Source organism: Paradesertivirga mongoliensis, assembly GCF_024436395.1.
In the GTDB taxonomy this organism is placed as follows: Bacteria; Bacteroidota; Bacteroidia; order Sphingobacteriales; family Sphingobacteriaceae; genus Paradesertivirga; species Paradesertivirga mongoliensis.
Genome location: NZ_JAFMZO010000001.1, coordinates 1,291,924 through 1,311,619 on the forward strand (window position 1 = coordinate 1,291,924; position 19,696 = coordinate 1,311,619).

Annotated in this window: 17 protein-coding genes and 1 tRNA gene; 11 read left to right on the top strand and 7 right to left on the bottom strand. The window is 43.6% G+C overall.

The window, feature by feature from the left end:
- Window positions 1–18: 18 nt before the first annotated feature.
- The 4 genes from atpH (at window position 19) to J3P43_RS05365 (ending at window position 4,423) form a co-directional block, all read left to right on the top strand.
- Window positions 19–555 carry an ATP synthase F1 subunit delta gene (atpH, locus tag J3P43_RS05350; protein WP_255900000.1) on the top strand — a complete coding sequence of 179 codons (537 nt, stop codon included), beginning with the start codon at window positions 19–21 and terminating at the stop codon, window positions 553–555.
- A gap of 145 nt (window positions 556–700) precedes the next feature.
- Entirely contained in the window at window positions 701–2,275 is a 1,575-nt protein-coding gene (atpA, locus tag J3P43_RS05355; protein WP_255900002.1) for a F0F1 ATP synthase subunit alpha, read from the top strand.
- Window positions 2,276–2,363: 88 nt separating this feature from the next.
- Entirely contained in the window at window positions 2,364–3,245 is an 882-nt protein-coding gene (gene atpG / locus J3P43_RS05360) for an ATP synthase F1 subunit gamma (protein WP_255900004.1), read from the top strand.
- 185 nt (window positions 3,246–3,430) lie between these two features.
- Window positions 3,431–4,423 carry an aldo/keto reductase gene (locus J3P43_RS05365; protein ID WP_255900006.1) on the top strand — a complete coding sequence of 331 codons (993 nt, stop codon included), beginning with the start codon at window positions 3,431–3,433 and terminating at the stop codon, window positions 4,421–4,423.
- 49 nt (window positions 4,424–4,472) lie between these two features.
- Here J3P43_RS05365 and J3P43_RS05370 read toward each other — a convergent pair whose 3' ends face one another.
- Window positions 4,473–4,646 carry a DUF6496 domain-containing protein gene (locus J3P43_RS05370; protein ID WP_255900008.1) on the bottom strand — a complete coding sequence of 58 codons (174 nt, stop codon included), beginning with the start codon at window positions 4,644–4,646 and terminating at the stop codon, window positions 4,473–4,475.
- Between the two features lie 107 nt (window positions 4,647–4,753).
- On the opposite strand from J3P43_RS05370, the gene J3P43_RS05375 reads away from it, so the two are divergent.
- Window positions 4,754–4,972 (top strand): hypothetical protein, encoded by a 219-nt coding sequence (locus tag J3P43_RS05375; RefSeq protein ID WP_255900010.1) that lies wholly within the window; start codon window positions 4,754–4,756, stop codon window positions 4,970–4,972.
- 78 nt (window positions 4,973–5,050) lie between these two features.
- Window positions 5,051–5,689: a hypothetical protein gene (locus J3P43_RS05380; protein WP_255900012.1), complete on the top strand. Its 639-nt coding sequence runs from the start codon at window positions 5,051–5,053 to the stop codon at window positions 5,687–5,689.
- Here the strand turns inward: J3P43_RS05380 and gldB are convergent.
- Window positions 5,686–6,717, bottom strand: a complete 1,032-nt coding sequence (gene gldB, locus J3P43_RS05385; protein WP_255900014.1) for a gliding motility lipoprotein GldB — start codon at window positions 6,715–6,717, stop codon at window positions 5,686–5,688. The two genes, J3P43_RS05380 and gldB, sit on opposite strands and share 4 nt — an antisense overlap.
- A 57-nt stretch (window positions 6,718–6,774) precedes the next feature.
- On the opposite strand from gldB, the gene J3P43_RS05390 reads away from it, so the two are divergent.
- The 5 genes from J3P43_RS05390 to J3P43_RS05410 all read left to right on the top strand — a co-directional run bounded on the left by J3P43_RS05390 (window position 6,775) and on the right by J3P43_RS05410 (window position 12,076).
- A complete protein-coding gene (locus tag J3P43_RS05390; protein WP_255900016.1) occupies window positions 6,775–7,380 on the top strand; it encodes a porin family protein in 606 nt (201 codons plus the stop codon).
- Between the two features lie 14 nt (window positions 7,381–7,394).
- Window positions 7,395–9,035 carry an NAD+ synthase gene (locus J3P43_RS05395; RefSeq protein ID WP_255900018.1) on the top strand — a complete coding sequence of 547 codons (1,641 nt, stop codon included), beginning with the start codon at window positions 7,395–7,397 and terminating at the stop codon, window positions 9,033–9,035.
- 58 nt (window positions 9,036–9,093) lie between these two features.
- Complete coding sequence (locus tag J3P43_RS05400) at window positions 9,094–9,861, top strand: TatD family hydrolase (RefSeq protein WP_255900020.1); 768 nt, start codon at window positions 9,094–9,096, stop codon at window positions 9,859–9,861.
- 45 nt (window positions 9,862–9,906) lie between these two features.
- Window positions 9,907–10,959 carry an asparaginase gene (locus J3P43_RS05405; RefSeq protein ID WP_255900022.1) on the top strand — a complete coding sequence of 351 codons (1,053 nt, stop codon included), beginning with the start codon at window positions 9,907–9,909 and terminating at the stop codon, window positions 10,957–10,959.
- 76 nt (window positions 10,960–11,035) lie between these two features.
- Complete coding sequence (locus tag J3P43_RS05410; RefSeq protein ID WP_255900024.1) at window positions 11,036–12,076, top strand: arabinan endo-1,5-alpha-L-arabinosidase; 1,041 nt, start codon at window positions 11,036–11,038, stop codon at window positions 12,074–12,076.
- A 13-nt stretch (window positions 12,077–12,089) separates the two neighbouring features.
- Here the strand turns inward: J3P43_RS05410 and J3P43_RS05415 are convergent, their stop codons facing one another.
- The 5 genes from J3P43_RS05415 to J3P43_RS05435 all read right to left on the bottom strand — a co-directional run bounded on the left by J3P43_RS05415 (window position 12,090) and on the right by J3P43_RS05435 (window position 19,689).
- Window positions 12,090–14,177: a xanthine dehydrogenase family protein molybdopterin-binding subunit gene (locus J3P43_RS05415; RefSeq protein ID WP_255900026.1), complete on the bottom strand. Its 2,088-nt coding sequence runs from the start codon at window positions 14,175–14,177 to the stop codon at window positions 12,090–12,092.
- Window positions 14,178–14,183: 6 nt separating this feature from the next.
- Complete coding sequence (locus tag J3P43_RS05420; RefSeq protein WP_255900028.1) at window positions 14,184–14,636, bottom strand: (2Fe-2S)-binding protein; 453 nt, start codon at window positions 14,634–14,636, stop codon at window positions 14,184–14,186.
- Window positions 14,637–14,787: 151 nt separating this feature from the next.
- Window positions 14,788–14,877 (bottom strand) — tRNA-Ser (locus tag J3P43_RS05425).
- Between the two features lie 83 nt (window positions 14,878–14,960).
- A complete protein-coding gene (locus J3P43_RS05430; protein WP_255900030.1) occupies window positions 14,961–18,176 on the bottom strand; it encodes an error-prone DNA polymerase in 3,216 nt (1,071 codons plus the stop codon).
- A gap of 10 nt (window positions 18,177–18,186) precedes the next feature.
- Complete coding sequence (locus J3P43_RS05435) at window positions 18,187–19,689, bottom strand: Y-family DNA polymerase (RefSeq protein WP_255900031.1); 1,503 nt, start codon at window positions 19,687–19,689, stop codon at window positions 18,187–18,189.
- Window positions 19,690–19,696 lie beyond the last annotated feature (7 nt).

The following is a 19,696-nucleotide window of genomic DNA, read 5'->3' on the forward strand; positions in this document are numbered from 1 at the left end:
GATTTTTGACTTTATACTATGTCTGAAATACAAGTAGCATCGCGCTACGCCAAATCATTAATAGACCTTGCTGAAGAGCAAAATTCTTTAGAAGCGGTAAAAGCGGATATAGAGTCGTTCGTGAATGTTACCCGCCAAAGTTCGCAGCTGCAGGCCGTTCTTAAAAATCCGATAATTGGTATCGATAAAAAGAAGGCTATTCTTAGCCAGCTTTTCGGACCTAACTCGAGTAAGGTGGTATTGTCGTTCTTTAATATCGTGGTGGCCAAAGGCCGCGCAGAAATTCTTTACGCTACAGCGAAGGAATTTATGAACGAATATAACAGACGCCAAGGTGTGCTTACGGCAGTGGTAACTTCTGCAGCTCCGCTTACAGAAGAGCAGAAAAGTAAGATTGTTAGCCTGGTGATCGAAGCGACTAATAAAAAGATTGTATTGGAAACCAATATCGACCCCGAATTAATAGGCGGGTTTGTGTTGAAAGTTGGCGATAAACAGGTTGATACCAGTATCGCCAGTAGCTTAACTAAATTAAAGAAGGAATTTGCTCAGTAGGTTTTTTAACCGAAGCGAGATAAACCCTGAAAGCTAAACCTGATTGAAGGGGAAAGCCCGCGGAGCGGCTTGGAACGGAAAGCAGGACTGAATTGACAAAAGAGAACAGAACAAAGATTTACAACAAAAACTCATAAATAAAACTATGGTAGAGGTAAGACCAGATGAAGTATCGGCAATATTGCGTCAGCAGTTGTCGGGCTTTAAATCAGAGGCTGAACTAGAAGAAGTTGGTACCGTGTTACAAGTAGGTGACGGTATTGCTCGTGTTTACGGCCTTACCCAGGTTCAATCGGGCGAGCTGGTTGAATTTGAGAACGGTTTACAGGGAATCGTATTAAACCTTGAAGAAGACAACGTAGGTGTTGTATTGCTGGGAGATTATAGTGAGATTAAAGAGGGTGATACGATTAAACGTACAAGAAAAATTGCTTCGCTGCAAGTTGGTGAAGGAATGCTTGGCCGTGTAGTAAACACACTTGGACAGCCAATTGATGGTAAAGGTCCTATCACTGGTGAAACATTTGATATGCCGATCGAGCGTAAAGCTCCGGGTGTTATCTATCGCCAGCCGGTAACTGAGCCATTGCAGACTGGTATCAAAGCTATTGATGCGATGATTCCTGTTGGCCGTGGACAGCGTGAGTTGGTAATTGGTGACCGTCAGACTGGTAAAACAGCGGTTTGTATCGATACCATCATTAACCAAAAAGAATTTTACGAAGCTGGTCAGCCGGTTTATTGTATATATGTTGCTGTTGGACAGAAAAGCTCTACAGTAGCTCAGATTGTTCGCACGCTTGAAGAGAATGGTGCAATGCCATATTCGGTGGTAGTTGCGGCGTCTGCTGCCGACCCTGCTCCAATGCAGTTCTTTGCTCCGTTTGCGGGTGCTGCGATTGGTGAGTACTTCCGTGACACCGGACGTCCGGCATTGATCATCTATGATGATTTATCGAAGCAGGCGGTTGCTTATCGTGAAGTATCTCTATTGCTTCGTCGTCCACCGGGCCGTGAGGCTTATCCTGGAGACGTGTTCTATCTTCACAGCCGTTTATTAGAGCGTGCTGCTAAGATCAATGCTTCTGATGCGATCGCTAAAAATATGAACGATTTGCCTGAGTCTATCAGACATTTAGTAAAAGGTGGCGGTTCATTGACAGCGCTTCCAATTATCGAAACTCAGGCTGGTGACGTATCGGCGTATATTCCGACAAACGTGATCTCGATTACTGACGGTCAGATCTTCCTTGAGTCGAACTTGTTTAACGCAGGTGTTCGTCCGGCAATTAACGTAGGTATTTCGGTATCTCGTGTGGGTGGTAACGCTCAGATCAAGTCGATGAAAAAAGTTGCGGGTACGTTAAAACTTGAGCAGGCACAATACCGCGAGCTTGAGGCTTTCTCTAAATTCGGATCGGATTTAGATGCTGCAACTAAAGCTGTACTGGATAAAGGTTCACGTAACGTGGAGATCTTGAAGCAAGCACAGTTTTCACCAGTACCAGTAGAAAAGCAGGTTGCCATTATTTATATCGGAACTAAAGGATTATTACGTCAGGTTCCGGTTGACAAAGTGAGGGAGTTCGAAAAAGAATACCTGAATCAGTTGGAAGCTCGTAATCCAGAAGTTTTACAGGCTTTGAAAGCTGGTAAACTTGATGACAGCATCACTTCTGTATTGGAAAGCGTTGCTAAGGATCTTGCTGGAAAGTACTAAGAGAGATATGAGACATTAGATATGAGATATGAGGAAAGGGACATAAGTCTCACATCTCGTATCTCACATCTCACATCTAAATTAAAATATGGCTAATTTAAAAGAAGTAAGAAATAGAATCTCATCGGTAAGCTCAACGCAGCAGATTACCAAAGCCATGAAAATGGTTTCGGCTGCTAAGTTGAAGAGGGCTACAAATGCGATTATTCAGTTACGTCCATATGCAAATAAGCTTAGAGATATCCTTTCTAATCTTTCTGCAAGCCTGGAAGAATCCAGCTCTCCTTTTATTCAGGAGCGTGAACCCAACAAAGTTCTGATTGTGGTGGTGTCTTCTAACCGTGGTTTAGCAGGAGCTTTTAATGCGAATGTTATTAAAACTGCTAACCAGTTAATTGCTGAAAAATATTCTGAGCAATTGAGCAAAGGTAATGTAAGCATTGTAGCAATCGGGAAGAAGAGCCAGGACTTTTATGAGAAAAGGAAGTATAATGTAATTGGCAACAATAACGAATTATATACCTCTTTAACTTTCGAAAATGCTTCTGTAATTTCTGAAGCTATTATGAAGGGTTTTGCGAGTGGGGATTACGATAGGGTAGAAGTTGTTTATAATCAGTTTAAGAACGCTGCCATGCAGATTCTTGTAGCTGAGCAGTTGCTGCCTTTGCCACGTACAGTACAAGTTGATGAAGGTGCTTCTAAAACTGATTACATTTTGGAGCCATCACAAGAGGAAATTGTAAACGAGTTAATACCTAAGTCGGTTAAAATCCAGTTATACAAAGCTATCTTAGATTCGCATGCTTCTGAACATGGGGCCCGTATGACGGCTATGGATAAAGCAACTGAAAATGCCGGTGACCTGTTGAAAGCATTAAAGCTTTCATACAACCAAGCTCGTCAGGCGGCTATTACTACAGAGCTTACCGAAATTGTGAGTGGCGCAGCAGCTTTGACAGGCGGATAAAAGTCTTTGAATAAAATCTTGAAAAAGTCCTGATTATGAAAATAGTCGGGACTTTTTTATTTTGCCGGAGTTCTGGATGGCTGTTTCGGGACAGACCTGCGGCTCTACAAGTGGAACTTGCCGGATTTAATAACAGAAAATAAACTTAATAAGAATACTCCTGTTTCACCTATAAGAACTTTTTTATGGAATACAGAAAACTTGGCGAATCGGATTTGGAGCTATCGGTGATAACCTTTGGTGCCTGGGCTGCAGGTGGCTGGATGTGGGGCGGGACAGAGCGCGCAGAGTCAATAGACGCGATACGTGAAGCCTATCATCAGGGAGTGACATCTATAGACACTGCCCCCGTATATGGCCAGGGCCTGAGTGAAGAGATAGTAGGCGAGGCGATAAAAGGCTTACAGCGAGACAAAGTACAGATACTGACCAAGTTTGGTTTGCAGTGGGAAAATAACAGTGGAGAGTTTTACTTTAAGAGTAAGAACAATCAGGGTAAAGATATTAACATTTACAAATACGCAGGTCGAGAGGCAGTTTTGAAAGAGTGTGAAACCAGCCTTAGGCTTTTGGGTACTGATTACATTGATTTATACCAGATACACTGGAACGATCCAACTACGCCTATCGATGAGACAATGGAGGCCGTGGAACTTCTGATTCAGCAAGGAAAGGTTCGATATGCCGGCGTATGCAATTACACTGCTGATCAAATGCAGGAAGCAGAGAGGACAGTGGCAATTGTTTCTAACCAGGTGCATTATAGCATGGTGAACCGTAAAATTGAAGAAGTGGTTGTTCCGTATTGTATCGCAAATAAAAAATCTATTCTGGCTTACAGCCCCATGGAACGCGGACTGCTCACCGGAAAGATCAAGCCCGGACATATTTTTTCAGAAGGGGATCACCGTTCGGCCAACCGGTCTTTTTCGCCGGAAAATATTGTTCAGGTAAATACCTTTTTAGATAAGATAAAGCATCTGGCTAAAGACAAAGGAGTAAGCCTGGGGCAACTGGTGCTGAAGTGGACCATTGAAAAGCCTGGTATTACCATTGCCTTGGCAGGAGCCAGAAATGCGGAACAAGCTGTTCAGAATGCCAAAGCTGCCGACATTCATCTGTCTGCCGACGAGATGAATTATATTAATATGCATCTGGAAGACCTGATCCTGGTTTAGGCATCGGGAAGACATGCCTGTTGTTGAGTTTGCTTCTCGGGGGGGCTAGTTATTTTTTCTTTGGAACCTTTGCGCCTGCTTCCCGGGCTTCGGACAAACCGATCGCTACAGCTTGTTTTTTTGAGGTCACCTTCTTTCCTGTTCCGGTTTTTAATTTTCCTTCTTTCATTTCGTGCATGGCTTCTTCAACCTTTTCGCCTGCTTTTTTTGAATACTTTGCCATATTGTGCTTTTTTGATTAACCAATCATTTTTGGCAAAAGTTTTTAAAAGCTTAAAAGCCTTTTTAGTATTGATTATGATTCGTAATTTCGCCGGATAAAATTTAGAAATGGAAAATCCGATCGAGACGTATAACAAAAGCAAGAACTCAGAAAATGCTAACAATCCAGCTCATTATACTTTAATGGCCATTGGTGTTTTTGTAACTGTTTTAGGTGCAGTGCTGCGTTTTATTGCTCCCTGGACTTTTGTAGATATGCTTTCAAATATCATCCTGGTTATAGGCGTTATTATTTGTCTTAAAGCAGTATTGGCTATTTTGAAATAGGTTGATGAAGGTGCTTGCAGAAAGCATCCGCTTTTTTCTGTAGCAGACTAGAACCTTAATCATTACGTTTAAGATATAATGAAACGACTAATCTTATATCTTCTTCCATTTCTGCCTTTGCTCTCTGCAGGGCAGCCTATCAGTATCGGAAAGGTGATAGTCGATTCAAAGAAAACCTTTCATTTCACTCAGGGAGATTCTTCCGCATCTTTCATTATCGACACACTCATAATGAAAGACAAGGCACGGCTAGTATTTTATGCCAAAAAGCAGGTTAAATTGCTGGTAAAGCATGCAGTTATTGGAAAAGATTGTCTTATCTCCGGTAACGACAGCAAGAATAATGGCACCAATATAGAGTTGCTTATAAACTTTGCGCAACTAAAAAGCCTTTTTATAGATGTATCGGGAGAGGATGCCAAGGTAGCTAACCGGCACTACGATAATGGAAACGGTGGCAATTTGGTATTATCTTATCTGGAAAGCGGTAAGAAACCACAGATTTCCGACAAGCGGAAGCCGGGTTACGTGTCTGTTCTCAGTAAGGCTGGCGGTAGTCTAGTTAACCCTCAGAACGACATGGTGGTAATTATGGACAGGCTTAGGAATGGTACAGCCGGGCGCCCCCTGGGCCAGTTTCCGAATGGACGTATTTATTCAGGTAACATGGGGACCGATGGGAAATCTACAATAAAGGCCTTGTCGAGTTTAAATTAGTCTGGCCGGTATTTCGATTTGTCGAGGATTTTTTGAAAGTCATTATCCGCCATTAGGTCCTGTAATGTAACCGACGGGTTTTTATCCATGTATTCCTTAACAATTTTCCATCCTGTGAAAACAGCCAGCTTCGGTGCCGATTCGTTTTTGTTTCCTATGCCAGGGGTAAAAGGAGCCTCGGTAAGATATTTCTGAAACTTCATATAATCGGTTTCATACAGCAGATTCTGTTCAAGAAAATATCCCCAAATCCCGGCTTCATATTCTTCTGCCCATTTCATTTGAGCTGAAGTATAGCCAATCTTAAGAGAGTCTGCTACTTTTGGCATCAGTGCATCCATTAAAAACAACACCTTTCCATTATGCACCATTTTTTGCATTAGGGAAGTGCTTTGATCGGGCTCGGGAAAAAGCTCCTCTCTGATATAAGCCTCCATCACTCTTGGTGTAATATTTTCCGGAGTGAAGCGTCTGGAAAGATATGCCGGGATGCTGCCTCGAAGTGCCGGATAAAACTTTGAATCGGCGCCTAAAAACATATCCAGCCCAAGTCCTATATAATTGTTTCCAATAATAGTTTGATACGAGAATCCCGAAAAAAAGCTCATTAGCCTCGGGATATTTTGTTTAGGATAGTAGTATTTAACATGCTTAAATGCATCAGTAAGTTCTTCTTCCTGCTTCTGCATATCCGGGAATTTCGCAGCAACTTCTTGTTTTAAGGCATTAAAGTCTGTGTCGGATATCACCGTTATCAGATTTTGATAATAGCTTTTGTCGTTGGTTCTGCCTACCCCAAGGATATTCTCCATATAGTCATGGTAAAAGATGCCGTATGTTTTTTCCATAGCCGGAAGTCGCGACGACATGTTTTGTGGCGTGAGTGCACTTATTTCCTTGTCGAACCTTTGAATTTTGATATCAAGGTCGATATGGCTTACATCAACGTCTTTTTCGTCCTTACAGGCAAATAGAACCAGAGCAATTAAAAAAAACAGGTACTTTTGAAAAGTGCTTTTTGTATCCATCTTTGTGTATAAAGCGAAAATAGCAAAAACACCAGACACACATTATAAATTTGAACTATGAGATACAGATTAATGCTCGCAATTTTATTAAGCCCGGTTTTTTGTATCGCGCAGGAAACGGAAAATAGTTTTCAATTGGGATTTACGTTGTCTCCGACGTTTAGCTGGCTGACAAATGAAGGCGCTTTGGAATCGAGCGGAGGAAAAGCAGGTTTTTCATACGGCGTTTTAGCTGATTTTGGATTTGCAAAAAATTATTTTTTCTCGACGGCCTTCACCTTAACATCATTGAAAAGTGAAGCTCATAACACCGTTACACAGGCCGACGATATTTTCAAGTTACAATACATTGAAGTGCCCTTGTCTTTAAAACTGAAAAGTAACCCTTCTGAAATGGGGAGGTTTTATGGACAGTTCGGACTTAGTACAGGTATAAATGTTTCGGCCAAAATGGATGGACAGGAGGGAGATAATATATCAATTTCATCGGCCGTAAACAATTTTCGTTTGGGACTGATCGCTGGCGGCGGTGCAGAATGGAAGGTTGGCAGAAACCTAAGTGCTCTTACAGGCGTTACCTTTAACAACGGATTTACGAAAACCTTTAAAGAATTCGATTCAAAAAATCCTTTTGTCACTTTACATCTGGGGATGTTTTTTTAATGAGCGGATAAGTTATGAAGATAGCACTGGCACAACTTAATTATCACATCGGTAATTTCGAGTCAAATACAAAAAAAATTATTGCAGCTATAGGAGATGCGAAACTAAAAGGTGCAGATCTGGTAGTTTTTGCCGAGTTGGCGGTTTGCGGGTATCCTCCCAGGGATTTTCTGGAGTTTACGGAGTTTGTCGAATTATGCGATCATTCGATTGAAGAAATTGCCGCCGCTTGCACGGATATCGCCTGTATTATTGGCGCGCCTACTAAAAATCCGAGAATAGAGGGCAAAGACTTATTTAACTCGGCATATTTTATAGAAGGCGGAAAGATCACTCAGGTGGTAAATAAAGCCCTGTTGCCTACTTACGATGTGTTTGATGAATACCGTTATTTCGAGCCTTCCGTAAGTTTCTCGTGTATAGAATTTCAGGGAAGGAAAATTGCGCTGACCATCTGCGAAGATCTATGGAATATCAACGATAATCCGCTGTATATCTCGGCTCCTATGGATGAGTTGGTTAAAGAGAGTCCGGATTTTATGATAAATATCGCCGCTTCTCCTTTTTCATACAATCATGATGATAACCGGTATAAAATCTTAAGCGACAATTGCAAAAAGTATCAGTTACCGTTGTTGTATGTAAACCAGGTAGGTTCTCAAACAGAGATAATATTTGATGGCGGCTCACTGGTTTTTAACGCCCAGGGGGAAATGCTTGATCAACTGAATTACTTTGAAGAGGATCTCAGAGTTTACGAGTTTGACGGAACAGCCATTACCGGACTCGAAAAAAAGGAGCATAATCCACTTCCGGATATTGAGCAAATTCACCAGGCACTTATCCTGGGAATCAGAGATTACTTCCATAAATCAGGTTTCAGCAAAGCAGTATTGGGCCTATCGGGCGGAATCGACTCTGCCTTGGTTTGCGCCCTGGCGGCAGAAGCGCTTGGGCCCCAAAATGTGATGGCAGTGTTAATGCCTTCTAAGTATTCTACCGGGCACTCCGTTCAGGACGCTTTAGACCTGGTACAAAACCTTGGTTGTAAACATGAGATAATAGCAATTAAAGATGCAGCCGACGCCTTCGAATCGATGCTCGCACCGGTATTTGAGGGATTGCCATTCAATGTCGCCGAAGAGAATATCCAGGCTCGTTGTCGCGCCGTTATTGTGATGGCATTCTCGAATAAGTTCGGATACATTCTTTTAAATACTTCCAACAAGAGCGAATGTGCAGTTGGATACGGAACACTTTACGGAGACATGGCCGGCGCAATCGGGGTACTCGGTGATGTATATAAAACTCAGGTATACCAACTAGCTAATTTTATTAATCGCGAACGCGAAATCATTCCGCAAAACAGTATTGTCAAACCGCCATCTGCAGAGCTGCGCCCTGATCAGAAGGATAGCGACAGCTTGCCCGAGTATGATGTGCTGGATAAATTGCTGTTTCAGTATATTGAATTAAAGAAAAGCTCCCGCGATATTATAGCTCAGGGTTTTGACGAGCAATTGGTGAGAAAGGTTATTGCCATGGTGAATAAAGCTGAGTTTAAAAGATATCAGACTCCGCCAATCCTGAGGGTGTCTCCAAAAGCATTCGGGATGGGAAGAAGGATGCCGATAGTTGGAAAGTATTTGTCTTAATCGTCTCTAAACACAGACAGCGTTTTGAACGCTGTCTGTGTTAATTTAATATAGTTCAATGATTCTTACCGACACACACACACATCTTTATTACGAACGAGATCCCGAAAAGAGAAACTCTCTGATGCAACGCTGCCTTGAAAGCCAGGTTAGCCGTATTTTTCTTCCCAATGTGGATTCGGACTCAATAGGTATGGTAACAGAATTAGTGTCGGAATACCCTGATAATTGTTTTGCCATGCTCGGTTTACATCCCTGTGATGTGAAAGAGGGCTATAAAAGTGAGCTCGAAATAATTGAGAAGGCAATATCACAGACGAAAATATATGCCATAGGCGAAATTGGGATAGATCTTTATTGGGATAAGTCGACATTGGCTATTCAGCAGGAGGCTTTCCGCTTACAGATTGCTTGGGCGAAAGAATTGAATTTGCCCATCGTAATCCACTGTCGGGATGCCTTTGATGAAGTGTATGAGGTGCTTCTATCTCAAAAGGACAAAACGTTGAGGGGAATATTCCATTGTTTCACCGGGACAAAAGAGCAGGCAGATAAAGTAATCGACCTGGGTTTCTATCTGGGCATTGGCGGTGTAGTTACCTATAAAAATTCGGGTTTAGATAATGTGCTTGAACAATTAGACCTCAAAAATATCGTTCTTGAAACAGATTCACCGTACTTAACGCCCGTGCCATTTCGGGGGAAGCCGAATGAAAGCAGTTATCTTACATACATTGCTCAGAAGGTTGCGGATGTTAAGCGTGTTTCGATAGATGAGGTGGCTGCGATTACCACAGAAAATTCAAAAAACATTTTTGGAGTTTGACAACGCCTTTCCTTTTATATCTTTAGACAATATTTGAGTTTGGGAATGACTAAGGTTTTAATTATTTACACCGGCGGAACTATTGGGATGGTTCAGGACAAAATAACTGGTGTGTTAAAGCCCTTAGATTTTGAGCACATCACCGAAAATGTTCCCGAATTACAGCGCCTCCCTTATCAGATCACCGTCCATTCTTTTGATGAGATTATCGACTCGTCGAATATGTCTCCCGCCATCTGGATCGAACTGGCCGAACTTATAGAAAAGAACTACGAGGCATACGATGGCTTTGTAATTCTTCATGGCTCCGATACCATGGCTTTTACGGCATCGGCATTAAGTTTTATGCTCGAAGGCCTTAATAAGCCTGTAATCTTCACCGGCTCACAATTGCCTATCGGGGAGATCCGAACAGATGCCAAAGAAAATTTAATTACGGCCCTTGAGATTGCCTCGGCAAAAACAGCCAGCGGGAAGGCCCGTGTGCCAGAGGTGTGTATTTATTTTGATTTTCAGTTATTTCGCGGCAACCGCTCGTTTAAATATAATTCGGCAAAGTTTGAAGCTTTCCGTTCTCCCAATTACCCTGTATTGGCAGAGGCCGGCGTGCATCTGCGATTTAATGATAATGTAATTCGAAAATGTGATGAATGTGTTTTCAGGGTTCATAAAAGATTAAATAACTCCATTGCAGTACTCAAGCTCTACCCCGGTATTAGTAGTGAAACGGTGGGGGCTATTGTGGCGTCGGCCACAGATGCAATTATTCTGGAATCTTTTGGAGCAGGAAATACCACCACCGACAAATGGTTCCTCGATTGCCTTCAAACGGCGATAAAAGGAGGAAAAGTGATTCTGGATATCTCGCAGTGTAAAGTGGGAACCGTGGAGTTAGGACGCTATGAAACCAGTCGCGATTTAAAAAGCATGGGGGTGGTTAGTGGCTTTGATATGACTTACGAAGCGGCTGTTACCAAGTTAATGTTTCTGTTAGGGCGGGGATTTACATATGATCGTATTTCTGCTTTGCTTGAGACTGATTTGCGAGGCGAGCTTAGTAAAGTTAGCCCGATGAACTGGACGAAGGCGGTGTTTTAATCTCCTGTTCCACATTGTCGTTACGGTTTGTAATTTATATTGGTTAATGTTACTTTTAAGCTTCAACCGTACTATTATGAACCTTCTTAAAACTTCCCTGATTGTTTTTTGCTTTTTCTTTCGAAATGATCTTGTTGCACAGCAAAGAAAGGATAGCATAATAGAAAACAACGGCTTAAAGGGAAACCTCGGAGTGCATGATCCTGTAATGATTAAGCGGGGCGATACTTATTATGTGTTTGGGACAGGGATCTCGGTTAAAACTTCTAAAGATAAAATAAACTGGGCCAACGCGCCGGGAGTTTTTCCACGTAATCCGGGATTACCTTGGTGGAAAAACGATATTCCTGATCATAACGGCCACATCTGGGCTCCCGATATTCACTACCGCGACGGAAAATATCATTTATACTATTCTGTGTCGGCCTGGATGAATTTCAATTCCAGCATCGGTTATGCCACTAACACCACCCTGGATAAAAATGATCCTAAGTACAAATGGGAGGATCATGGCCAGGTGATAAGTTTCAAAAACGGGGGAGAGGGCGTAAATGTGATTGACCCCAATATCTTTGTCGAAAAAAACGGCAAGGTCTGGCTGCTCTATGGTTCGTATAAATCGGGTTTGCGACTGGTTGAACTTAATCCAAAAACAGGCAAGCTTTTCGATGAGAACCCCAAACTGATAACGCTCACTTCCAGCCTGGGCGAAGGCGTGTTTCTGGTAAAAGGTCCGGAATATTATTATATATTCGCTTCGAGGGGCAGATGTTGCGCCGGGAACGAGAGTACTTATCAAATAGTGATGGGACGCTCAAAAGATATTGCAGGTCCTTATCTGAATAGGGAAGGAAAGAGTTGGGTAGACAACAATTACACTGTTTTCCTGGCCGGCGACGAGGCTGAGCCCGGGCGTGGCCATAATGGTATTTTTGCCGAAGGCGATACTACTTATATGGTGTATCACGCCTATACCCGGGCACATAAGGGTGCTTCTTTACTCAATATCAAACCGCTGTATATGACTGGGGATGATTGGCCAACTTTGATGCCTACTCCGAAGCTCTTTGCAATGGATAAATTCCAAAAACGGGTATTCATAGGCGATAAGAAATAGGACAATAAAGATGCTATGCTAATTTGCCTGTAGGAAGTAAGGGTAGCACCGTTAAACCAGTGCCGGTTGCGTCAAGGATGGCATTTCGAATGGCAGGTGCCACACCCACGATGGGCGCTTCTCCTGCACCCGCCGAAGGTAAATCCGTACGGTTAAGCATTACCATTTCTATCTTAGGCATGTCTTTAAAACGTGGAACCCGGTAGGCTGACAGGCTTGGATTAAGGATTTTCCCTTTCTCAAAATCAATGGCTTCGAACAAGGCACCGCCCAAGCCTTGAACAATACCACCCAGAATCTGATTCTCCAGATGATGCGGATTAACGATTGCTCCACATTCGAAAGCCTCGGTCAGGCGGATAATTTTCACAGACTTATTTGCTAAAACTTCTACCTCTGCACAAGTGGCTACGTAGCCGCCTTTTTCAAAGCCGCAGGCTATGCCATAGCCTCGTCCGGCCGGGGGCTTCGAACTCCAGTTAAACGATTTGGCAGCTGCTGTTAGAACTGCTTTGAGGCGGTCGTTGTCAGTGTTTTTTAATCGAAACTCAAGCTGGTCAATATCAACCATCCGGGCCATATCCGCAATATGCGATTCACGTGCAAAAACATTTGCTGTAGAGGCCAGCCCGCGATATGAGCCTTGTTTTAACGGTGTTTTTGAGGGAATGTAGGAGTTTTGCTGATTGGCAATTCTATACTGCGTATTTATTCCTGCGTTTCCGGAATTATAGTTGTCAAATTTCCAGGCATTGATACTTCCATCTTTTTTAAAGCCGGCATTTACTTCTATAACTCCTGCCGGACGGAAGTAAGCCCAGGTAAACTCTTCTTTTCTGGTCCATACCACCTTTACCGGTTTCTTGGCTGCTTTTGCTAATCGGGCTGCTTCCAGAGCTGCTTCTGCACTGTGCTTTCCGCCGTATCCGGAGCCAGTGTCGGGCATTATCACCCTCACCTTGTCTGGCGGCAGGTTCAATGCGTTCACCAAATCTTGTTTTACTCCGAAAGGCCGTTGGGTTCCGGTCCAAACCGTTAGTTTGCCATCTGTCCATTGTGCCAAGCCAGCACGTGGTTCGAGAGGTACATGAGCAATATAGTCGATATTGTATTTCGCGCTGTGTTTAAGTTCGGCAGAAGCCATGCTCTGCACAATATCTGCATTGGCCTCTTTTTTGCCATTTCTGGCATTTTTTACCAGATAATCAAATATTTCCGACCGCGAAGGTTGCTCCGATTCTTCCCATTTGGCTTTAATCGATTGCAACGCTTTCTCTGCAAGGTGTACGGTACTGGCTGCAACTCCTACAAAATCTCCTTCCTGTACCACAATAACACCAGCCATAGCTTTTGCCGCCGCAAGATCGACATCCACTAATTTTGCCTCATAAGAAGGAGCTCTAAGGATTTTGCCATGCAACATCTCAGGCAGCTTCATGTCTGATACATATTTGTGGCTACCCGTGATAAAAGAGCGTCCATTGACTTTTGGGATTGTCTTTCCGGCTATTTTCCAGTCTTTGCTGGATGATAATGAAACCTGATCAGCAATTGGTAAGATTATTTGCTGACCTTGGGTTAACTGGCCGAAGCTGATCTTTTTTCCATTTGAATCTGAAATAAACCCAGCTTCAGTTTTCAGTGTTTTTGAGTCGGTTTTCCAATTTTTGGCAGCCATATCAAGCAAGGCCTGACGCGCTGTTGCGGCGGCCTTGCGAAGCTGGGTTCCCATTTGAGGTGTGCTTCGGCTACCGAAAGTTCCTGCATCGTAGGGAACCAGGTCCGTATCTCCCATGATCATTTTTATCGAATCAAGCGGCACATGCAGCTCTTCGGCAACTAATTGCGAAAGCGAAGTGCGAATATTTTGTCCCACTTCAACTTTTCCGGTAAACACGCTGATAGTTCCATCTTCAGAAATATGTATCCATGCCCCTACCTGGTTAGCGGGGAGAGCGGAGGTTGGTGTAACAGATTCTCCGGCAAGTGCGAAAATATCCTCCAGTACAAAGGCAACCGCCAAACCACCGCCAAGAAGTTTGAAAAATTTACGGCGGTCAATAAGTAGATTCGGCTCTTGTTTTTCTTCCAAAGGTTCCATCGCTGATTATTTATTTGCCGAGGCTAGTTGAATAGCTTTTATAATATTGGGATAGGTTCCACAGCGACAGATGTTACCGTTCATGGCCGTGATAATTTCCTCTTCGCTTGGCGAAGGATTGGTTTTAAGCAGAGCAGCTGCCGACATTATCATCCCCGAGGCACAATATGAACACTGAAAGGGATCGGCTTTTAAGAATGCTTGCTGCACTGTATGGAGCGAACCATTGACTTCAAGACCTTCAATAGTAGTAATGGATTTCCTCGTTACCGAAGCAGCAGGGATTACACATGAACGAACAGGCTTTCCGTCAATATGCACCGTACAAGCTCCGCAAGAACCTTCTCCGCAGCCGTATTTACTTCCTGTTAGGTCGAGATAATCGCGCAAAACGCTCAATAAGTCAACACCGGCTTCGACAGCAACTTCATGGGCTTTGCCATTTATGTTCAATCGCATAGGTTAAATACTTGAGTAGAAGTAAATTTACATAAAGAGGTAAGGATATGCAGAGCTTAACAGATAAGTTACTTAATGTTGTTTGGATAGTTTAAGGGATACAATTGTCAATAAAAAGTCCTTTACTTGAATGTAAAAGACTTTTTTATTCTGGCGGAGAGACAGGGATTCGAACCCTGGATACCCTTGCGAGTATACCAGCTTTCCAAGCTGGCTCATTCGACCACTCTGACATCTCTCCTTTGGAAGGTTGCAAAAGTAACAAATTTTGCGTTTGTTTTTGAAAAAAATGGCGGCCTTAGAAAGAAAACAGCATCAACAACATTATTTAAAATTCCTCGCTTTTGGGAATATCTCGTTATCTACAGCCTCTCTTAGTGGGATCATCTTATTCTCTGCCGGAAAAGCAGTATTTTCATCAGCGCGTGGCAGCGCTAATACAGCAAGATCTTCTGCCTGTTTAATTCCTTTTAGCATCCCATTTAAATTAAAGCACCGCTGAACAATCACGTGGATCACTTTCCCTTCAATTTGTACTCTTCCTTCTACCATTAATAGCCTGGAGCCAAGAATCTCTTTCCTGTATTGATCAAAGAGTTTCTGAAAAACTACCAGGTTAGCGGAGCCGGTTTCATCCTCAATGGTAATGAAGCAAATGCCGTTTGCTGTCCCCGGACGTTGACGTACTAATATTAAACCCGCAATTTTCACAAGCGTTCCGTCTTTGATTGTACCAAGTTCCTGTGCGGAGATAATATGCAATAGTTTTAGCTTCTCGCGGATAAAACTTAAAGGGTGTGCCTTTAACGATAAGGACAGGGCTGCATAATCCTGAATAACATGTTCACCTTCTGTCATTAAGGGAAGACTGATCTGCGTTTCAGTAGTACTTTCCGATGCTTGTCCCTCGAATAATGCAATGGGTCGGTCGTATAAAGCCGAAACTTCCCATAGGGCCTGGCGGCGATCAAGGCCTATGGATCGAAAGGCATCCGCATCGGCCAGTATTTGCAGAGTGGATTGTGAAATTCCAATATCCATTAAGGCCACGATGCTCTTATATCCTGCTGTCCGTGCATTGACCAATGCTTCCATGTCTTCCGCTTTCAATCCTTTTACCTGCCGGAAGCCAAGACGGACGGTATAATACCGGTCTGTTTTCTCTTCTAAGGTATTATCCCAATAAGAGAAATTGATATCTACAGGCATAAACTCAACTCCATGTTTTCGTGCATCGATAACAATCTGCGCAGGCTGGTAAAAGCCCATTGGCATGCTGTTAAGCAGTGCGGCTGCAAACACATCAGGATAATGGTATTTAATCCATGAAGAAACATACACCAGCAATGCAAAACTAGCTGCATGACTTTCAGGAAAGCCATAACTGCCGAAACCCTCTAACTGCTTGAAAACGCGTCTGGCAAAATCTTCCTTATAACCTTTTGCCATCATGCCATCAACCAGCTTCTTTTCGAACTGGCTAACCAAACCTTTCGCTTTAAAGGTTGCCATGCTTCGTCGCAGTTCATCAGCTTCTGAGGGTGTAAAACCCGCTGCTACGATAGCTATTTCCATGGCTTGTTCCTGGAAGAGAGGAACGCCTAAAGTTCTTCCAAGAATATCTTCTAACTCTTTAGATGGATATTCTATTGGTTCTTCCCCATTTCTTCGGCGCAGGTAAGGATGTACCATGTCGCCCTGTATAGGGCCCGGTCGCACTATTGCTACTTCAATAACCAAGTCGTAAAAGCAGTTTGGCTTTAACCTTGGAAGCATCGACATTTGTGCCCTGCTTTCAATCTGGAAAACACCGATTGTATCGGCATGACTGATCATTTCATAAACCTTTGGATCCTTCTGGGGAATATTGGCGAGTGTTAGATCCTGATCATAATGCTTCTTTGCAAGATCAAAAGCTTTGCGGATGCAGGTCAGCATCCCCAATGCAAGAACATCCACCTTTAAAAATCCTAGGGCCTCGATGTCGTCTTTGTTCCATTCTATATTCGTACGATCTTCCATTCGTGCATTCAGAATAGGGCACAGATCGGAAAGTTTGCCTTGAGTGATCACAAAACCGCCGGTATGTTGTCCTAACTGTCGTGGGAAACCAATCATCTGGCTGGTGAGTTCAAGTACCTTTCGTAAATGAGGGTCGCGGGAATTAAACCCCTGTTCAGCCAGCAGTTTCTCATCAAAAGCTTCGTAAGAGCTCCAGACCGAGGCGGAAAGGCGACTAATCGTATCCACAGACAAGCCCATAGCTTTCCCTACATCTCTAACGGCACCTTTAAAATGGAGCTGGGTAACAGTAGCAACCACAGCAGCACGGTCGCGGCCATATTTAGTATAGATGTATTGCATTACCTCTTCACGCCGTTCATGCTCGAAGTCTACATCAATATCAGGTGGCTCGTCGCGGGCATCAGACATAAAGCGGGCAAAAAGGAGTTTAATTTCGGTAGGGTTAACTGACGTAATTCCTAAACAAAAGCAGACCGTAGAGTTAGCCGCAGATCCACGGCCCTGGCATAAGATGTTACGCTCTCTGGCAAATCGCACAAGATCATAAACAGTCAGGAAGTAAGAAGCATAGTTCTTTCGCTCCATAAACTCCAGTTCATATTCGATCTGTTCTCTGATCTCTGGCTTCATGTCTTTACCAAACTTCTCTTTTGCGCCCTGCCATGCGAGCATGACCAATTCCTCCTGCGGTGTACGCCCTTCCGTAGTGATTTCATCAGGATAAACATATTTTAGTTCGCTAAGCGAAAACTGGCAGGCTTCAGCAATTTCTTGTGTACGTGCGATGGCATCAGGATACTGCCTGAAAAGTCGTTGCATTTCATCTATCGGCTTCATGTACCTTTCTGCATTTTGATGAAGCCTAAAGCCGGCATTGTGAATAGTGCATTTTTCGCGGACGCAGGTTAAAATATCCTGGAGTTCTCTTCGCTCTAAACTATGATAATGCACATCATTAGTTGCTACCAACGGTATTTGCAGTTGTTCGGATAATTGTGACAGCCGGAAAAGTTTTTTGTTATCATCTCCCTGATACGACCGCATAGCAGCGATGTAGAGGTTGTCTTCAAAAGCCTTGTTATATTCTTTTAGTTGCTGTTCAAAAGAAGGATCAAAGTGGAACGTTTCATTAAGAGCAGCAGGTGGGATAACAATTAATTTAAGACCCTCAGCATGTTCAAACACATCCTCTTTATACAAAATGCATTCTCCTTTTTCTGCACGTAAGTTGCCTTTGCTCAGTAATGCCGAAAGCCTGCTGTACGCTTCACGGTTTGTAGGATAAGCCAATAAAGGCGGACCATCCATCAGATCTAATCTGCAGGCAGGGATTAAAGTTATTCCTTTAGCTTTTGCAGCCACATGTGCGCGGACAATCCCTGCCAATGTATTTCTGTCGGTAATAGCAACTTTTGTATAACCCAATTCGGCCGCATGTTGCACCAGTTCTTCTGGATGAGAAGCACCCCGGAGAAAGCTGAAATTGCTTGTTACCTGTAATTCTGAGTAGCTCATAACCCAATTTTCATGCAAAAAAGCCATGTAAATACCACTGTTTTTTTTCACTTGTATCATAATGCCCGGATCGAAACAACCAGTATCGTTGCCCGTTCCGATCTTCTACGTTATAATAATCTCTATGCTCTCCACCTTCCAGCCACCATTCCCGTTCAATTCGTTCCGGGCCATCAGCCTTCCTGATATGGTGCACCTCACCTTTGTATCGAAACATTAGCGGAGGATAATCCGGTATGGGTGCAGTTACATCAACCGGTGCAGGTGTGGCTAAAAGTCTCAGCGGCCTGGGCCTGTCGCTGCGCCATGTGGTAATTGCCGGCTCCTGTAAAGATGCTGCCGGCTTGATGGATCGCTCCGGCCAGTAATGTTCATCAGGCAGATAACGGTGAATGGTCCCTGTTCCAACTTTGGCTGTTATCCGGTCGAGTAATTCTGCTACTTTCTCGTCATCCAGACCAGGATTGCCTCCCCATAAAGCTTCTTGAAGAATCGAAACCCCCTCCACCTTCAGCGCTTCCAGTGTAAAAAGCTCAATGCCTAAGCCGGGAGCAATAGAGCTTATTTTTAGCTCGAATAACTTAAAAAGATGCTGAACATGATGAGATGCTTTATTCGTTCCAATTTCTACCTGCTGAATTTTGCCGTCCACACGATAACACTTTAGTATTGCTGTCCTTATTCCTTTACCCTCCTGCTGAAGACGCAGGCAAAGCGTTTCCAGTAGTTGCTTAATGGCAATCTCAATTCCGGCGGCTGTACGAATAGGCTCCATACATGGCAATCGTTCCTGCCATGGTTCGGGTACTACTATTGGCTGAATATATTCTTCTGTCTGACCTAGGGCTTGTGCCAGTCTCAACAACAGATCCTCACCAAAGCGTCTGCGCAAAGCGGAACGAGGCATGCCGATGAAACTTCCAATCTGATACAAACCCAGCTTTTGTAATCTTGTCAGAATATTAGAGTCTAACCGTAAGGCCGCTGCCGGAAGAGGCAACAGTGCAGAAGCCTGAGCACCGCTTTCAATAACCGGGCTTACCTGACCAAAACGGGAAACTGCCCATGCCGTTCCTACAGTATCCGCTATCGCGGCACGTACATCATATCCAGAACCACGCAATCGTGTTACAATGTCTTTCAAATATGTTTTTTCTCCTCCCCAGAGATGGGTACAGCCGCTAATATCAAGGATTAATCCATCCGGCAGATCAAGCGCCACAAAAGGTGTGTAACGGATACACCACTCTGCAAGTGCTTTCAGCAAGCGTTTCTCACGAGCCGGCTTTTCATCAAACACCAGTAGATCCGGAATCATCGCTTTTGCATCAGCTACAGCCATTCCCACTTGTATACCTTGTGATTCGGCTAGAGAGGTAGCCGCCGTAATTACCTTGCGATTATGTTCTGTTGCCGCCAAAACAAAAGGTAATTGCTTCAGTTCTGGCCGGTGGAGTGTTAACCAGTCTGTCGTTAAATGACGGAACCAAATTGCAGCATATCGTTTTTGCATCTCATCC